Origin of the sequence: Acinetobacter faecalis (assembly GCF_034187745.1) — a bacterium.
In the GTDB taxonomy this organism is placed as follows: domain Bacteria; phylum Pseudomonadota; class Gammaproteobacteria; order Pseudomonadales; family Moraxellaceae; genus Acinetobacter; species Acinetobacter faecalis.
This window is the reverse complement of record NZ_JAXHPF010000012.1, coordinates 12,068-28,318: the sequence shown is the minus strand read 5'-3', so window position 1 is coordinate 28,318 and position 16,251 is coordinate 12,068. Positions and strand designations below refer to the sequence as shown.

The window sequence follows — 16,251 nt, the reverse complement described above, 5'->3', positions numbered from 1 at the left end:
CAAATGACAACAAACAAGGAAATGTAATGAAAAAAACTTTTACCACCTTAGCACTTTCTTTAAGCTTACTTATTCCAATTTCATCTTTTGCAAAAAACAATGTTGTCGTTGTTGCAACGGGCGGTACCATTGCAGGTGCTGGTGCAAGTTCAACCAATAGTGCAACCTATACAGCTGCCAAAGTTCCTGTTGATGATTTATTAAATGCTGTTCCGCAAATTCAGAATTTAGCCAATGTAACAGGTGTTCAAGCCCTCCAGATTGCCTCTGAAAGCATTACAGACAAAGAACTTTTAAGCATTGCACGCCAAGTAAATGACTTAGTGAAAAAGCCATCTGTGAATGGCGTTGTCATTACACATGGTACAGACACTGTAGAAGAAACTGCCTTTTTCCTCAGCCTCGTTATTAAAACAGATAAACCAATTGTGCTTGTCGCATCTATGCGCCCACCTTCAGCGCTTTCAGCAGATGGCCCGCTGAACTTATATAGTGCTGTTGCACTTGCAGCTTCAGATAGTGCAAAAGGTAAAGGCGTAATGATTCTAATGAATGATGGTATTTTTGCAGCACGTGATGTGACCAAATCTATTAACATTCATACAAATGCATTTACAAGCCAATGGGGTGCTTTAGGTACACTTGTTGAAGGCAAACCATATTGGTTCCGTAATGTCGCAAAACGCTTCAATAATGCCTCAGAATTTAATATTGAAAATATTAAAGGCGATGCCCTACCACTTGTACAAATAGTTTATGGATCAACAAATATGTTGCCAGATGCTTATCTTGCTTATCAAAAAGCAGGTGCAAAAGCGATTATTCATGCAGGTACAGGTAATGGCTCTGTAGCGAAATACATCGTACCTACACTTAATCAATTACAAGCAGATGGCGTACAAATTATCCGCTCATCACGTGTCCCGCATGGTTTTGTGTTACGTAATGCAGAACAACCAGATGATAAATACGGTTGGGTTGTTGCACATGACTTAAATCCACAGAAAGCAAAAATTCTAGCAGCCTTGGCTTTAACAAAAACCAAAGATGCAAAAGAAATTCAACGCATGTTTTGGGAATATTAATTTAAGCATTCAATAAAAATGCGCCTTTTATGGCGCATTTTTTTAATACACATACCATCTTTAAAAAGGTACTATTAATGCGAAGATATTTCTCAATTCTGGTGAGTGCATATGACCTATAAAGTTCATTTTATTGATGTTAAAAATCAGCTTCAGAACTATATATGGTTAATTGAACACACACCGTCACAAGAAATCATTTGTGTTGATCCTACTGATGCCAAGCTTGTAGAAAGCTTTTGCACAGAACATCAATTAACACTCTCTCAAATATGGCTAACACATTGGCATAAAGACCATATAGGCGGTGTTCCTGCATTATTAGCAGTTAGAAACATTCCTGTTTATGGCCCGCGTGATGAACTCAGTAAAATTCCTTTTATCACTCACCCACTTTCACATGAAAATCATTTTAAATTTCACGACTTGAAAATAGATATTATTGCTGTTCCTGGTCATACACTCGGACACATTGTCTTTTTTGCAGATGCAATTGATAGCTTATTTTGTGGTGATACTTTATTTGCGATGGGTTGTGGACGCGTATTTGAAGGTACATTTGAGCAAATGTATCATTCACTTAATCGACTTTCTGCATTACCTCCACATACCAAAGTCTATTGCACACACGAATACACACTCTCCAATGCTAAATTTGCGTTACACGTAGAACCCAACAACCTAGAAATAAGTCAACGTGCACAAGAAATTGAAGATTTAAGACTGTTGAACAAATGTACGTTACCAAGCACCATTGAACTAGAACTTAAAACAAATCCTTTTTTAAGAGCTAATTCAGTCAGCGAGTTTCAAAAATTACGTGAGTTAAAAGATAATTTCTAACGTAAAAACAATTATAGAATTTGATGTGTTGCTGCAAATGCATCAAGTTCTGCTTGTGTAACGACACGCACACAATTCATCTCATCAACACGCACCAACAATAATCCACCTAAAGCAGGCTGATAACGTCTTGCACTACCAAATGGCGTATACGACACTTTAGATTGCTCAGAAAATACTAACCAGTCTTCATGACCAATAAATACAGCCACAGGAACTTGACCTTGTTTTTGCATTTCTTCAATAGTTTGAGTTACGTATGCTTCTATTGTTTGTTCAGTCATGGGGAAATATCTAAGTCTAAAATTGAGTTGAATATTAATAGAAATTTCATTGTTTTACATAAGTTCAACTTTCTTATGTTTATATTCCAACCAACTATTCTTCAATACTAACGCCCCACATTGAATGTTTACAAAATATTTCCACTTTACACAAAGTAACTTTTATACCCCCAACTTAAATAATTAATATATTTATTATTCATATTAAATTTCAATAATTTATTCCATGTTTTATTTTTCAATATGTAGAAAATATCCTTCATTTTTCGGTTTAGATATAAAGAAAAATCTACATATTTAAAAATTATTTAATTTTATCCTTTAAAAAATTCGAACTATCCCTATTATTATATTTAGGGATAAACAAGGAGCTTTCTCGTGAAAAAAGTTGTTAAGGCAAAAAATTTAATTGCATTTCGTATTTGGTTAGAAAAGTTAGGCTATTCAGTAAAAAACTTAACAGATAACCGTGGTTTTACATTTAGCTTTAAAAAAGAATATGGTTTAGTGACTTGTGAACTTGCAGGTAATGCCCTTGCAGTTCAATTAGGTGAGGAGTTTGAAGACCACTTAAAAGCTTAGTGTAAAACTTAAGTCCTTACTCGATAAAGTGAAAACGGATTTTCATGTGCCCATTTTTTAATGGGCATTTTTATACCTAAAATTTTATTTCATTTATAATTCTATATTTACTAAATTTCAGGCAATAAAAAAGCAAGGACAACACCTTGCTTTAATATTGATGGTGGGGACGGAGAGACTCGAACTCTCACACCTCGCGGCGCTGGAACCTAAATCCAGTGCGTCTACCAATTTCGCCACGTCCCCATCATAGGGTACTAACATAGTGTTAGATTTTAAGTTGGCAGAGGATCAAGGACTCGAACCTTGACGAACGGTTTTGGAGACCGTCATGCTACCATTACACCAATCCTCTATTGCCTAATTACCAATATTACTTAGTAATTATTGGTGGGGACGGAGAGACTCGAACTCTCACGCCTCGCGGCGCTGGAACCTAAATCCAGTGCGTCTACCAATTTCGCCACGTCCCCAATGGCTGTGTATATTATAGAGATCACTTGATGATGACAAGCCCTTTTTATTAAAAAACACATCGATTGTTTAAATATAAAACAAAACCATATTTTTTGGTTTTTTCTTATACATTTTCAGTAATTAAGCCTATTTTCAATGCCGAAATATCGCTCAACCTAAGTTTTTTTTGCTTATGTAACATCGCATTTAATGTTGATTTGAAGCATAAATATGCTTCTGGCAATTCAATTTCTAACTTTTGGCAATGTAAAACAGCCCAATCATAATAATTATTTGCAAAAAGTCGTTCTTGTTTTAACCATTCATAAAAAATAATACCTAAAGCGTAAATATCACTTTCAATACTTTTAGCCTCTGCATGGAATAATTCAGGTGCCATATAGCGTGGAGTAGCATTTAAAGCTTTCGTATTTTGCACATCTTCTATTTTTATACTTTGCTCAAAATCAATAAGTTTTGAATACGAATTATCTTCAACAAAATGTTCTGCTTTTAAATCTGCATGCAGCCACCCAGCTTTGTGCAAGTTTTCTAATACAGAAAGTGCCTGAATCATCTTATGTTTAATTTGATCAATACTGAGTGTTTGTGGGCTTTCTACAAATAGACATTTTGCATGTGGCAAAACTAACAAAGGCATGGCGATATTAAAATGATTTATTTCCGCTGAATGGCTCAAGATTTGATAAGGCAAGGTAATATTTTTAGCTTGCTGATGCGTTAAAGATAAATAAAATTCAAGCTCATGCTGAAATGAATCTTCTAATACTTTTTCACTTTTCAATGTTTGAGTTTTCAACCAATATTGTTGATGCTCTTCAAACCAATAAAATACACGGCGACCTAAAGCCAAACTTTTTGGCTTTGATGCACAAATGAGTTTTTTTGAGCATAAATCTTCAAAATTAAACTTGAATGAATTCTGAACCTGCATGTTGGGCTTTGTCTTGCTGATAAGTGAGTAGCTCTAAACAGTGTTGAATGGTTTTACCCACACGTGCATGAACTTCAATAGATGAAATTTTTGGCCATGTTGCACGCTCGCCTTCACGTTGCAACATCTTAAATAAATGCTCTTTAGGGTTTTGGAGCATATAACTATAATGTCGCAAATTAAAATGACCTACGATATTCACATCACCATAGTAGCGTTGATCTATTACACCATAACCATGATCGAGTAAACGTCTAACCGCAGGAACACTTCCCACACGCTCACGAGCAAAGTCCATCATACCTCTTGAAATAACCTTCCCTTGACGACGAACAATACGTTCAGGCCAACTGAGCATATCTTTACGGAAACGCTCTTCATCACTTTGCATAAATGGCACAACGTGCGGATTCACCTGACTTGCAATGGTGTAATTTAAATTATATAAGCGTGCCATTTTCTCTTGTGGGAAATCACTACGCACACTTCCATCTACCCAAGTTGTTGTTGCCATATACGGTGTATATTTACCATCAAGGCGCTTACTGGTTAAACGTACAGGTGGAAATAGCACAGGAACAGCACAAGAAGCCAATACCGCACTCCAAACCAATAAGTCTGGCGCTGTATAGGTATTCATAATACGTGCATCCTGAGATGCGTCATACGGTGCTACAGCAACATTAATGTGCAAGCCAGATTGGGCATAAGCTTCTGCAAATGTTAAATCACCTAAATTTTTCTTTAAAAATTGTTTGAGGAACTTAACATCTGCAATACCACCATTGCCTTTAATAATTTCACGCCAATCTCTAAATTTAAAAGCTTCGTTAAAGAAACTATCACCATTCAAAATTTGTTGCATTTCTGAAGGTTTAGAAACGCCAAGCATCGCAGTCATAATTGCACCAGCACTCGAACCTGACATGACTTTTGGCATTAAATCTTGCTCTAATAGCGCTTTACATACACCTGTATGAAACAAACCTAATGTTGCACCACCAGAAAACATTAAAGCAGGTTGACCATAGGCTTTTTGGCAAGATTGGAAAAATGTGATTTTTTCTTCGTGAGGAATACTCTGGCATTCTTCAGATGCTACAAAAGCCAAACTGTTACTGACTTCTGAAACATAGTCTTCAATTATTTTTTTTGTGCCAACCAACGTTGCAGTAAACAACATTGGATGTGCAATATTGGCAATATCGTACGTTAAGCCTTCACGTAATATATGCATTAAATCTGGGATACGATTTTGCGTTCTATAGCGACGTAACAACGTTAAACGATGCGCAATAATGGCAGCATCGAAATACGGAGATGAATTGTCATACTTCCAACTTTGCGCACCTGTTTCTTCGTCTATTTTGAGTGCTAAATGCTTCCATTCCTCATAAGATTCAGCATGTTCTATCTCTTTTTTTAATGTTTTAATCCGTTTAGATTGATGCGGATTCATGCTATTTCCAAAATCTTTGAACAACATTATGTTCCTCTGCTGTCATTTTTATCTTTTACATTTTCACTATGCAGAACTTCTTTAAATAGTTCAATGACTAAAACGTGTTTTAGTTGGCAATGTATTATCGTTTGGTATACATTCTTTTAAGCAACATCTCGCCTCTTCTGTTTGGAAATATAAGCTGAAAAATCATGGCACTAATTGATTTACCTGAAAATATTCTTAATTTAATGACCACTGTACTTCAACAAGTACAACAATCTTTACCTGAGCTTCAAAAAAGTCCTGACTTTTCGGCTGCTGCTTACAAATGGCAAAACAAACAGTTAAAGCCAATTACTCAAGCCAAAAAAATATATTTAGATGATTTAAAAGGTATTGAACGTCAAAAAGAAAAAGTCATTCAAAACACTTTGCAGTTCTTAAAAGGCTTACCTGCAAATGATGTTCTTTTAACTGGCTCTCGCGGTACAGGAAAATCATCTATTGTGCGTGCCCTACTTACAGAATATGAATCTCAAGGTTTAAGACTGATTGAAATTGAACGTGATGATTTATCAGACTTACCTTTAATTCAGGACATTATTAAAGATCGACCTGAAAAATTTATTGTTTATTGTGATGACCTTGCTTTTAATGCAGAAGATGAAAATTATCGTAGTTTAAAAAGCGTATTAGATGGCTCATTACAATCGGGTTCAGGTAATTTTATTATTTATGCGACCAGTAACCGTCGTCATCTATTACCTGAATTTATGCATGAGAACACGCCTATCATGCGAGCAGATGTTCCTCAACATAAAGAATTGCATCCTCAAGAAGCAATTGAAGAAAAAATTTCTCTATCTGACCGTTTTGGTTTATGGCTTTCTTTCTATCCAATGGATCAAAATCTTTATTTAGAAATTGTAGAAAGCTATTTAAATAAAGCCAACATGGAACTTAATACAGAAGCACGCGCAGAAGCGCTCAGATGGTGCCAAGCACGTGGACAACGTTCAGGTCGAGCTGCTTATCAATTTTCAAAACATTGGATTGGCTCTCAACAGCTTAAAAATAGTTAATTTTTTAAATTCACTTCGCGATATTGCACTTTATTCGTCATACAAATCGATATCGCTAAGTGATATTAATTATCATTTATCAAGAAAAATCATATCATTTCCCCTTTTCATAGATTTAAATAATAAATATCAATAAAAGGAATTGTTTGTTTGATGTGTTTTTGCCTAAAATACATCATTAGTTATTAGACCAAATTTTTTAGGTAGCCGTCGCCATGACATTTGTTGTCACAGAAAATTGTATTAAATGTAAGTATCAAGACTGCGTTGAAGTTTGTCCTGTTGATTGTTTCTACGAAGGTCCAAACTTCCTTGTTATCAATCCAGATGAATGTATTGACTGTGCGCTATGTGAACCAGAGTGCCCTGCAAATGCAATTTTCTCTGAAGATGAGTTACCAGCAGGTCAAGAAGTGTTTATTGAGCTAAATGCAGAGCTTTCTCAAACATGGCCAAATATCACGCAAATTGGTGATCAACCTGCCGACCGTGAAGATTGGAACGGTAAAGAAGATAAATTACAATATCTTGAAAAATAAGTTTAAAAAAAAAGATCAGCAAATGCTGATCTTTTTTTATCCATAAAAGACACATTTCATTTCAATATTTTCTCATTAATTATCATTTTTTAGATTATGATGTTTCTGATTTTAATAAACTTCTGATTTAAATAATGAAGCATTTTTTGAAAGCATTGCTTTCGTTTAGTTTTATTCCACTTGTTATGGTTGGATGTTCGTCTAATCCTAATCAAGGTTCAGGTTCTCATCCGGGTAAAAGAATTTTTATCCCTCATGAAAATGTTACTTTTGATCGCAAGATTCCGCCTAAAGTTATTCCTTATGCGTATAACTCTTGGACTGCCGTAAGTGATAATTTAAAACAAATACGTGATTATGAAATATTCTTAGAAAAAAATGGCGTAGGAAATATTATTCCAAGCTATGAATTATTACGTACAGCACGAGATTGGCAAAAATGTGGTCGCTCTGAATACATGGTGCCAAGTCGTGAATTGTGGGCAAACCAAGTTCCTACTTTAAAAATATTTAAATATCTTATTGCCTCTAAAGTGCTTACAGACTTCACCGTAACTTCGGTTTATCGCGATTTATCTTTAAATCAATGCGCTGGTGGTGCAAGTTCATCTCGTCATTTATTTAACTCTGCAATTGATTTTCGTATTGGCCCTGCTACTCCGCAACCAGAAGATTATGCATATATTGAATACACCAAATTCAAACTTTGCCAATTTTGGTCACAATACGGTAGCAGCTTAAATATGGGCTTAGGCTTATATTCTTCAGGTCAAATTCACATAGATTCTCAAGGTTTCCGCACATGGGGACCTAATTTATCTCGTAGTTCTTCTATGTGTAATTACTAAATTAAAATCTTAAAAAAAGAGGTCAATTGACCTCTTTTTTTTACATCTAAAATTTATTTTTATCTTTTAAAATTGCAGTCTGAGCATAAAGGTATAAAATGCACGCAACGCAACAAAGGTAAATGAACTATGCAACAAATGTGGACAGAAATTGATAGTTATATCGAGTCACATTTAATTCCTGAAGATCCTATTTTGACTCAGACTTTAAAAAATACTGACGATAAAGGTTTTCCAGATCATCTTGCTGTTGCGCCAAACCAAGGCATGCTTTTGCAAATGTTAATTCAAATGAATAACTGCAAACGCGTTCTTGAACTTGGAACTTTTGCTGCTTACAGCACAATGTGGTTAGCACGCGCACTTCCTGAAGATGGCTACATTTTAACAATGGAAGGTCGTGATACTCACGCTGCTTTAGGTCAAGAAAATATTGATAATGCGAAACTTAAGCCAACTGTAGAACTTAAATGTGGTCGTGCAGCAGATATTTTACGTGCATTACCTGAAGATACAGAACCTTTCGATTTTATTTTCATTGATGCAGACAAACAAAGTTACCCTGAATATTTAGAATTAAGCTTAAGTCTTTCACGCTCGGGGACAATTATTTTCTTAGATAATGTAATTCGTGCAGGTGAAATCTTAAATCCTGAAAATCAAAAACCAAGTATTGTTGGTCTTCGAGATATGTTTAAAGCGATGCAAAATCATCCTAAAATTCTATCTTGTACAGCACTTCAAACTATTGGTAGTAAAGGACACGATGGCTTTGCTTTGGCAATTGTTAAATAATCTTTTAACTCAGTGCAAAAAACAACCTTAGTTTTTTACTTTTTATTTTTTATATAGTTACACACACTATCCATATAGTTATCCACAATAAATGAGGATAACTATGGATAGAAATAAATCAGTTTAAATCATCAAGCTAAACAATATATTCAGCCTTATTTCACAACAAGTAATGGTACAGTTGAGTTTCTAAAAATGGCTGTGGTAATACTACCTAAAAAGAATTGCTTAATTTTACTGTGACTAAATGCGCCCAATAAAATGAGCTGAATGCCATGCTCTTTTTGATATCCCAAAATATTCTCTGAAACATCGCCATATCTATATTCTGTAACTACATCTAAACCTGCTTGCTTCAAGAACTGTTCAGGGTCTTTGAGCACCTCAGGATGATCCCCTACATACAGTAAGTGACATTGTAATATTCGAAGCAAATCACTTTGCGCAATTCGATGCATCATTTTCACGCAAGTTGGTGAATATTCATATGCAAAAATGAAACGCGTTGGTGGCTTGAAGGTTTCACCTACGGTCATTACCGTACAATTTGCACCACGAATGAAGTTTTCAACATTACTACCCATTGGTTTTTTACGTTCGGCAGAGCGCTCGCCCAAACGTCCAATAAGTGCAATATCATCTTCATGAAGAACACTTAAACTTTGTTCTAAAAAGTCGCCTTTTTCTTGAATACGTGTAGGGACTATTCCGTGTTTTTCTTGAATTAATTCAGAAATATGATTGAGTAAATTATTACTATAATCGAGTGCCAATTCACTTTGTTTTTGCTCAAGTTCCGCAAGCTCTTTTAACAGCATTGCATTACTTTCAAAGCCAATTACACCACTAATTTCCCCCAAATGATAACTTGCTGGGTAATAATCTAGAACTTGCAAAAGCACCAACTCACGGTTGGTTTTCTTTGCAATCCAAGCAGCCGCTTCTGCGAGTGCATTAATACAAGGGGATGAATCAATACAAGCTACTACACGTTTCATAAAGCCCTCCTTTTATCCCACATTTTTAATTCATTGTTGTTATTTTTAAATTAGCACATCTTTATTATAGTTTTCATCAAAATATGTAAGTTAAAACATTATCCTTTATTTTCTATAACGTATTAACTTTGCAGGATTTCCTGCGACAATTTCATTTTCTTCGACATTTTTTGTCACCATACTGTTCATACCAACTACAGCATGATTGGCAATTTTCACCCCATCTTTAACACCAACATGTGCACCTAACCAAACATCTTTACCAATTTCGATGCCTTGTGAACGTACAGGTTGTTGATAAATTGGCGTATCTAATTCCATACCATGATCGAAGGCATATAAATGACAATAAGCCGCAATTCGAACTTGATCATGCAATTTGATACCTACTCTGCCACCATCTAAAATACAGTGATGATTAATTGCAACTTCATTACCGATTTCTAAAGGTCCGTGCAAAGTACAATCGGCAGCAATAAAAGTATTATCGCCAATAATAATTTTACGGCCAGGTTCTGCAAAAATATGAGCCAATGGTGAAATAAAACAGTTTTCACCTATTTCAACCGTTTCCATAGACATCAAATACTCTTGGTATTCTTTTTGCCACTGTTCTGCCCAAACACGATTTTTCGGCTTAAGTGACCAATATAACCAAGGCATGTAATTTAAACGATGTTTATGCTGTTCACGATATTTTAATAATGGATCGACATCAGTCATTATTAGGCTCCTCAATAATTTTGAGTTGTTCACGCCCTCGGGTTAAATCTTGAATTTTATTGGCTAAATGTTCAATTTGATGAACTTGTGCAAGCGCATTTACCTGAACGCCTTCAGCGGTATAACTTTCTTGATATTCAATTTCGTTTTGTTTTAGTTCATATTGCAAAATTGACCATTCATTGAATAAGCATTCAAAATAGATTTTTTGCTTTTTAATAAGTTCTATTTTTTCGGCAAGCAATAAGCATTGCCCTGCACAGCCACCATAAGCACGTACTAATCCACCTGTACCTAGCTTTACACCGCCATACCAACGATTCACCAATACAAGTACATTTGTAAGCTCATTGCCCTCAATAGTTGCAAGTATTGGACGCCCTGCTGTGCCTGAAGGCTCGCCATCATCGTTAAAACGTACATCATGTCCAATTTTCCACGCCCAACATTGATGTGTTGTGGTGTGATCTTTATTGGCTTCTAAAAAATCTTTAACTGCTTGTTCATTTTCAACAGGCACAGCAATCGCCTGAAAACGGCTTTTCTTTATATCTTCTTCAAACTGTACAGATTCAGCAATGGTAAATGGCATAAACAACAAAACATAAGCAATTGACTAATTATAACGTGTTTTAATGCTAAATTTAGCAATAAAAAAACCTCTTCGAAAAGAGGTTTTTACTTCAAGCTAGTTTAACGTTCACGTAAAGCTTCACTTGCTTTATTAAATGGTTTCACCAAATATTCAAGCACAGTTTTCGAGCCCGTTTTAATATCAACTGTTGCTACCATACCTGGGGTAATACTAAATTGCTTACCTTCTTTATTGGTGAGCTTATCGGTATTAGTACGAATATAAACACGATAATAAAACTGATCTTGCTTCACTTCATCACGTGTCGTATCTGGTGAAATAACCGCAACTTTACCTTCTAAACCACCGTAAATTGCATAGTCATAAGCTGTAATCTTAACCAGTGCTTCTTGCCCAGGGTGAATAAATGCAATATCTCGTGGTGATATACGTGCTTCAATCAACAGCTGATCATCTAAAGGAACAATGGTCATGATTTTACCATTTTGAGGAATAACCCCGCCAATCGTCATGACATCAATTTCTTTCACAATACCACGTACAGGCGATTTAAAAACTGTACGGCTTAATGTGTCAGACTTACCTTTTACGACCTGTTGCTGCGTTTCAATATCTGTATTGGCTTTCGCTAATTCTTCTCGAGCTTTCACATGATATTGATTTTTTATATCGTTCATTTGATTAAGTAAATCATTCGCTTCACGCTTTAAACGAAGTACTTCAACATCACTTGCTGCACCTTTCGCAACCAATGGCTCAGTCATGCTTAATTCTTGCTTCACCAAACTTAAAGCTTGCTGTAAACCCGCCAATGATTCTTCTAAATTTGCACGTCTTGAATTATAAAGCGCTGTTTCTTCAGCTACTAATTTTGTCTCTTTCAAGACCTCAGCAGGAAATGACAATGGCGTACCACTCACTTCTGCACGTAAACGAGCGGCTGTAGCTTTAGATGACATGAGCAATGAAGCCGTCTCACCCACATTCGATTCAAATCGTGTTGGGTCTAATTGTGCAAGTGTTTGACCTCTATTTACAATTTGACCTTCTTTCACATGAATTTTAGTCAAAATACCACCATCTAAAGACTGTACAATTTGCTCTTTAGATGTTGGTACAACTTTACCTGTGCCTGTTGAAACTTCTTCAAGCTTAAAAAACCAAGCCCATACAAGTAAAACTAAAAGCCCAACACAAACAATCCAAATCAGCTTACTTGCGCTTGGTAATGGCGGCTCAAGTTCAGTTACAGTCATATTACTTTTTAGATTAATCTTTTTCTCACTCATGACTGAACTCCAGCTTGAACTTGTTGCTGTTGAACACGAGATTTTGGCTGTGTTTGATTCAAGATTTGATCACGTGGACCATCCATCACAATTTTGCCATCGTTCATTACAATAATTCGATCGACCAACTCTAAAACAGCTCTACGATGTGTCGCAATTACTAAAGTTTTATGATCAAGTTGTTGTTTCAAATGATCAATAAATTGCTTTTCAGTCACATCATCAATAGCCGCAGTTGGTTCATCTAAAAGTAGAATATTCGGCTTACGAATAAGCAAGCGCGATAAAAGTAAAGCTTGACGTTGCCCACCAGAAAAACCAATTCCACCTTCTAAAATAAGATGATCTAAGCCTTCTTTTTTATCTTGTACAAAATTAATTGCACCTGTCATTTGCAATGATTTTAGAACTTCATCATCACTTGCTAATGGTGCACCAAGCGTAATATTTTCGCGAACCGTACCAAAGAATAAGCTTGATCCTTGATTCAAAAGTGCCATATCTCGACGTACGTCTGAAGGATCAATCAGCGACATATCGACACCATCAAGTTTAATTTTACCTTGAACGGGTGTTTGCATACCTGAAAGTAATTGCAATAACGTAGATTTACCTGCGCCATTACGACCTAAAATCGCAATTTTTTCGCCTGCTTTAATATTGAGTTTAGGCACAATTAAACTTGGTTTAGGGTCATCTTCTCCATATTGAAAAATCACTCCTGAAAATTCGTAATCGCCATGAATTGCAGGTTTATGAATTAAATGTGCATGATCTGGCTGATCTACAGGCTTTCTCATTAACTCATCTAAACCTTTTTTAGCCGCCTTCGCTTGTTGCCAGCGCCCTAAAACACCTGCTAATTGTGAAATGGGTGCAAGCATACGAGATGACAAAATTGAACATGCAACCAATGCACCTGTGGTCATTTCACCTTCCATGACAGCAAAAGCACCAACAAGCACCACAATTGCAAATGCCAAACCTTGAATTTTTTGCGTCCATGTATTCATGAATCCAACGATTTTACGTTGGCGCATTGAAATTTCAGCAGATGCTTCATTCATGTGATTCCATTGGTTTTGAAATCGAGTTTCGGCACGTAAAAGCTTGATATCTTCAATACCTTGCACCGCTTCTACTAACATTGCATTACGAATGGAGCTTTCTCTAATACCTTCATTGGCAAGCTTTGCGAGAGGTTTTTGAGCTAAGAATCCAGGAATTAGCATTAAAGGTACAATGAGCAACATGACCCAAAATAAATTTCCACCAATAATCCAGAAAATTGCTAGGAATAAAATAAAGAATGGTAAATCTGCAATTGCTGAAATTGTTGTACTTGTCACTAAATCTCGAACACCTTCTAATTCACGAATTTGTGAAATAAATGTTCCTGTCGACTTTGATCTTTCTTTATTTTTTATGCGTAAAGCATGACCAAATACTCGATCTGAAATACGTAAATCTGCACGTTTACCAATAATATCTGACAGGTAAATACGTGCCATGCGTAATACAAATTCAAAAATTGAAGCCAGCAAAACACCACTTGCAAGTACCCACAATGTAGATACAGACTGTGCAGGAATCACACGGTCATACACATTCATAGAGAATAAAATGGTCGCTAAAGCTAAAATGTTCGCCAATAATGAAGCCAACATAATATCGGTATAACGCTTCCAATCTCGTAGAACAATTGACCAAAACCAGCTTTCTTCATAAGGCTTGATATATTCATCAATACGCGCATCTGGTACAGACTTTTCAGGACGTAATATGTAAATATTGCCAATATGCTGTTCTAAAACATCTATTGTGGATGTTTGAGACAAGCCACCATCTCCACTAAATTGAATATTTACATTCCCTTCAGCATCAATTTTATCAATTACACCGACTTGCCCATCATTCATTTCAACAAGAATAGGCAAACGCCAAGGATTTAATAAATCTTTACTAAACGCTGACTTACGAATACTTAAACCAATTTGGCGTGTCATAACTGCCAATACATCATCTACAGTTTGATTGGTATTCCAGTCAAGTTGTAAACGAATACGCTCTTCTGATGGTTCAATTCTGTAATGCTTCGCAATAGATAAAACAGCTTGAAGCCACGGCTGATAATTAATTGATGTACTCATGGCTTAATCGTAAACCCTTGAATTGACGTATTATTAAGTTGGTAAACATCATATGATTTACCTGTTACGGATAAATATTTAATGATGGCACCATAAATATCGTAGCGAGCATTTTCTATTTCTTGAGCCGCACTATGAATAGCCTGTTCCGCATTGAGTAAATCTACAGCCGAACGTGTGCCCAATTTATATTGTTCCTGATACAGCTCTCGAGTGCGCACCGTCGTTTGTTTACGTGCAACTAATATTGCCAATAACTTTTCTTTATTTTTTACTTCTTCACGGAGTCTAGAAAGCTCATCTTGAACTTCTAAATATGCAGCACTGACTTGCGCTTTAGCAGCTTGTTCTGAAAATGCAGCAGCTTTATTACGTGCGGTAATTGCACCACCTTGGAAAAAATTACTGCTTACTTCTAATTTAATTAAGCTATCTGAGCCATTTTCTTCATTATTACTTGGATTTTTTCCATTCATGGCTTGGCTTAATGAGCCTCTTAAACTGAGCGTTGGATAACTACTTAGCTTAGTTTGCTGCTTTTCCAAACTTGCAAGCGAAACAGCAGATTGAGCTGCCATTAATTTTGGAATTCGATTATATTTCGGTTCATCAAATAACTTTGAATCTACAACAATATTTTGTGGGATAGAGAACGTGATTAAGGCTGGATCTGTGCCAATTAATGTACGAAGTGTTTGTTCATATTGCTGAAGCTGATTCTGTTGATTAATTAATGTTGATTCTGCTTGTTGCAAATAAGTTTGTGCCTGAACAGGATCGGCTTGAGTGCTGATACCCGCTGCTGCACGTAACTTCGTAATTTCAGCAATGCTCGACAAACCCTTTAATTGCTGTTTGGCAATTTCGGCTAAACTTTGATAGCGCTTTAAATTAGTTAAAGCAATTGCTGTATCGTATGCAACTTCATCAATTTTAATTAAAGCATCTGCTTGAGCTACGCTAAGTTTGGCTTCAGCAACATTCACATCACTTTTAACTTTCCCAAAGTCAAAAACCATTTGTTTGGCATCAATTGACCAAACCTGCCCATAGCCCTGCTTATTTGTATAATCTTCTGTAGATAAACCACCTGAAATTTGTGGATAGTATCCCGCTCGCGCCACATCAATTTTAGAACTTTCACCAGACAACTTAGCCAACGCTTCTGTTATTGCAGGGCTTCGCTGTAAAGCCATTGCAACAGTATGATTAAAGTTTCTTGGAACCTGATTACTTTGAAATACACTTACTCGACTTAAATCTTTCGACTTGGTATCACTAGCTGTAATAATAGGTAATACATTCGAGTTAGCCGTATGAACTTGGAATTGACTTAGTTCATTGATATTGACCTGATTAAACTCAGTCTTACTTTTGGGAATTATGATATTTTTAAAAGATTGCTTAGTGGAATTAAATGACTCTTGTAAATCTATATTTTGCGCTTGAACACTTCCACTGCCATGAACAACAATAATAAAGGATCCGAAACCTTTCAAAAAACTAAATTTATTTAATTTTGCATTTACCATTATTCAAACCAGAGCTAATGAGCGGCTTCATATAATGTAAAGTATTTTAAT

At 35.8% G+C, this 16,251-nt stretch carries 16 protein-coding genes and 3 tRNA genes; 7 read left to right on the top strand and 12 right to left on the bottom strand.

From position 1 onward, the window contains the following. Positions 1-26 precede the first annotated feature (26 nt). Complete coding sequence (locus SKM54_RS11680; protein WP_154773346.1) at positions 27-1,085, top strand: asparaginase; 1,059 nt, start codon at positions 27-29, stop codon at positions 1,083-1,085. A 111-nt stretch (positions 1,086-1,196) separates the two neighbouring features. Beyond that, positions 1,197-1,928, top strand: coding sequence for a hydroxyacylglutathione hydrolase (gloB, locus tag SKM54_RS11675; protein WP_154773345.1), 732 nt, complete (start codon positions 1,197-1,199; stop codon positions 1,926-1,928). An 11-nt stretch (positions 1,929-1,939) separates the two neighbouring features. Here gloB and SKM54_RS11670 read toward each other — a convergent pair whose 3' ends face one another. After that, a complete protein-coding gene (locus SKM54_RS11670) occupies positions 1,940-2,212 on the bottom strand; it encodes a hypothetical protein (RefSeq protein ID WP_154773344.1) in 273 nt (90 codons plus the stop codon). Between the two features lie 378 nt (positions 2,213-2,590). Here SKM54_RS11670 and SKM54_RS11665 point away from each other — a divergent pair, with 378 nt between their 5' ends. Beyond that, positions 2,591-2,794, top strand: coding sequence for a hypothetical protein (locus tag SKM54_RS11665; RefSeq protein WP_171501329.1), 204 nt, complete (start codon positions 2,591-2,593; stop codon positions 2,792-2,794). A gap of 161 nt (positions 2,795-2,955) precedes the next feature. Here the strand turns inward: SKM54_RS11665 and SKM54_RS11660 are convergent. From SKM54_RS11660 to SKM54_RS11640, 5 genes are all read right to left on the bottom strand, one after another. Further along, positions 2,956-3,040: transfer RNA gene (locus SKM54_RS11660), tRNA-Leu, on the bottom strand. 35 nt (positions 3,041-3,075) lie between these two features. Then, positions 3,076-3,149: transfer RNA gene (locus tag SKM54_RS11655), tRNA-Trp, on the bottom strand. A gap of 33 nt (positions 3,150-3,182) precedes the next feature. Then, positions 3,183-3,267 (bottom strand) — tRNA-Leu (locus tag SKM54_RS11650). Between the two features lie 107 nt (positions 3,268-3,374). Then, positions 3,375-4,124: a protein kinase domain-containing protein gene (locus tag SKM54_RS11645; RefSeq protein ID WP_321095409.1), complete on the bottom strand. Its 750-nt coding sequence runs from the start codon at positions 4,122-4,124 to the stop codon at positions 3,375-3,377. Positions 4,125-4,176: 52 nt separating this feature from the next. Next, positions 4,177-5,691 carry a DUF3336 domain-containing protein gene (locus SKM54_RS11640; protein ID WP_321088115.1) on the bottom strand — a complete coding sequence of 505 codons (1,515 nt, stop codon included), beginning with the start codon at positions 5,689-5,691 and terminating at the stop codon, positions 4,177-4,179. Positions 5,692-5,858: 167 nt separating this feature from the next. Here SKM54_RS11640 and SKM54_RS11635 point away from each other — a divergent pair, with 167 nt between their 5' ends. From SKM54_RS11635 to SKM54_RS11620, 4 genes are all read left to right on the top strand, one after another. Then, positions 5,859-6,731 (top strand): ATP-binding protein, encoded by an 873-nt coding sequence (locus tag SKM54_RS11635; protein WP_321090229.1) that lies wholly within the window; start codon positions 5,859-5,861, stop codon positions 6,729-6,731. Between the two features lie 215 nt (positions 6,732-6,946). Beyond that, on the top strand, positions 6,947-7,270 hold the full coding sequence (gene fdxA / locus SKM54_RS11630; RefSeq protein WP_321095408.1) for a ferredoxin FdxA: 324 nt from the start codon (positions 6,947-6,949) through the stop codon (positions 7,268-7,270). Positions 7,271-7,404: 134 nt separating this feature from the next. Beyond that, the gene (locus SKM54_RS11625) at positions 7,405-8,118 is read left to right on the top strand and encodes a D-Ala-D-Ala carboxypeptidase family metallohydrolase (protein ID WP_321095407.1); all 714 of its coding nucleotides are present in this window, start codon (positions 7,405-7,407) and stop codon (positions 8,116-8,118) included. A 129-nt stretch (positions 8,119-8,247) separates the two neighbouring features. Further along, entirely contained in the window at positions 8,248-8,913 is a 666-nt protein-coding gene (locus tag SKM54_RS11620) for an O-methyltransferase (RefSeq protein ID WP_321095406.1), read from the top strand. A gap of 155 nt (positions 8,914-9,068) precedes the next feature. Here SKM54_RS11620 and SKM54_RS11615 read toward each other — a convergent pair whose 3' ends face one another. From SKM54_RS11615 to SKM54_RS11590, 6 genes are all read right to left on the bottom strand, one after another. Then, positions 9,069-9,911 carry a universal stress protein gene (locus SKM54_RS11615; RefSeq protein WP_321095405.1) on the bottom strand — a complete coding sequence of 281 codons (843 nt, stop codon included), beginning with the start codon at positions 9,909-9,911 and terminating at the stop codon, positions 9,069-9,071. A gap of 105 nt (positions 9,912-10,016) precedes the next feature. Beyond that, positions 10,017-10,634: an acyltransferase gene (locus SKM54_RS11610; protein ID WP_321090251.1), complete on the bottom strand. Its 618-nt coding sequence runs from the start codon at positions 10,632-10,634 to the stop codon at positions 10,017-10,019. Beyond that, complete coding sequence (locus SKM54_RS11605) at positions 10,627-11,226, bottom strand: IMPACT family protein (RefSeq protein WP_321095404.1); 600 nt, start codon at positions 11,224-11,226, stop codon at positions 10,627-10,629. The genes SKM54_RS11610 and SKM54_RS11605 overlap by 8 nt, the downstream gene beginning before the upstream one ends. A 101-nt stretch (positions 11,227-11,327) precedes the next feature. Next, positions 11,328-12,518 (bottom strand): HlyD family type I secretion periplasmic adaptor subunit, encoded by a 1,191-nt coding sequence (locus SKM54_RS11600; protein ID WP_321095403.1) that lies wholly within the window; start codon positions 12,516-12,518, stop codon positions 11,328-11,330. After that, positions 12,515-14,668, bottom strand: coding sequence for a type I secretion system permease/ATPase (locus tag SKM54_RS11595; protein ID WP_321095402.1), 2,154 nt, complete (start codon positions 14,666-14,668; stop codon positions 12,515-12,517). The genes SKM54_RS11600 and SKM54_RS11595 overlap by 4 nt, the downstream gene beginning before the upstream one ends. Beyond that, complete coding sequence (locus SKM54_RS11590) at positions 14,665-16,200, bottom strand: TolC family protein (RefSeq protein WP_321088107.1); 1,536 nt, start codon at positions 16,198-16,200, stop codon at positions 14,665-14,667. Before SKM54_RS11590 ends, SKM54_RS11595 begins: the two co-directional genes overlap by 4 nt. Positions 16,201-16,251: the final 51 nt, after the last annotated feature.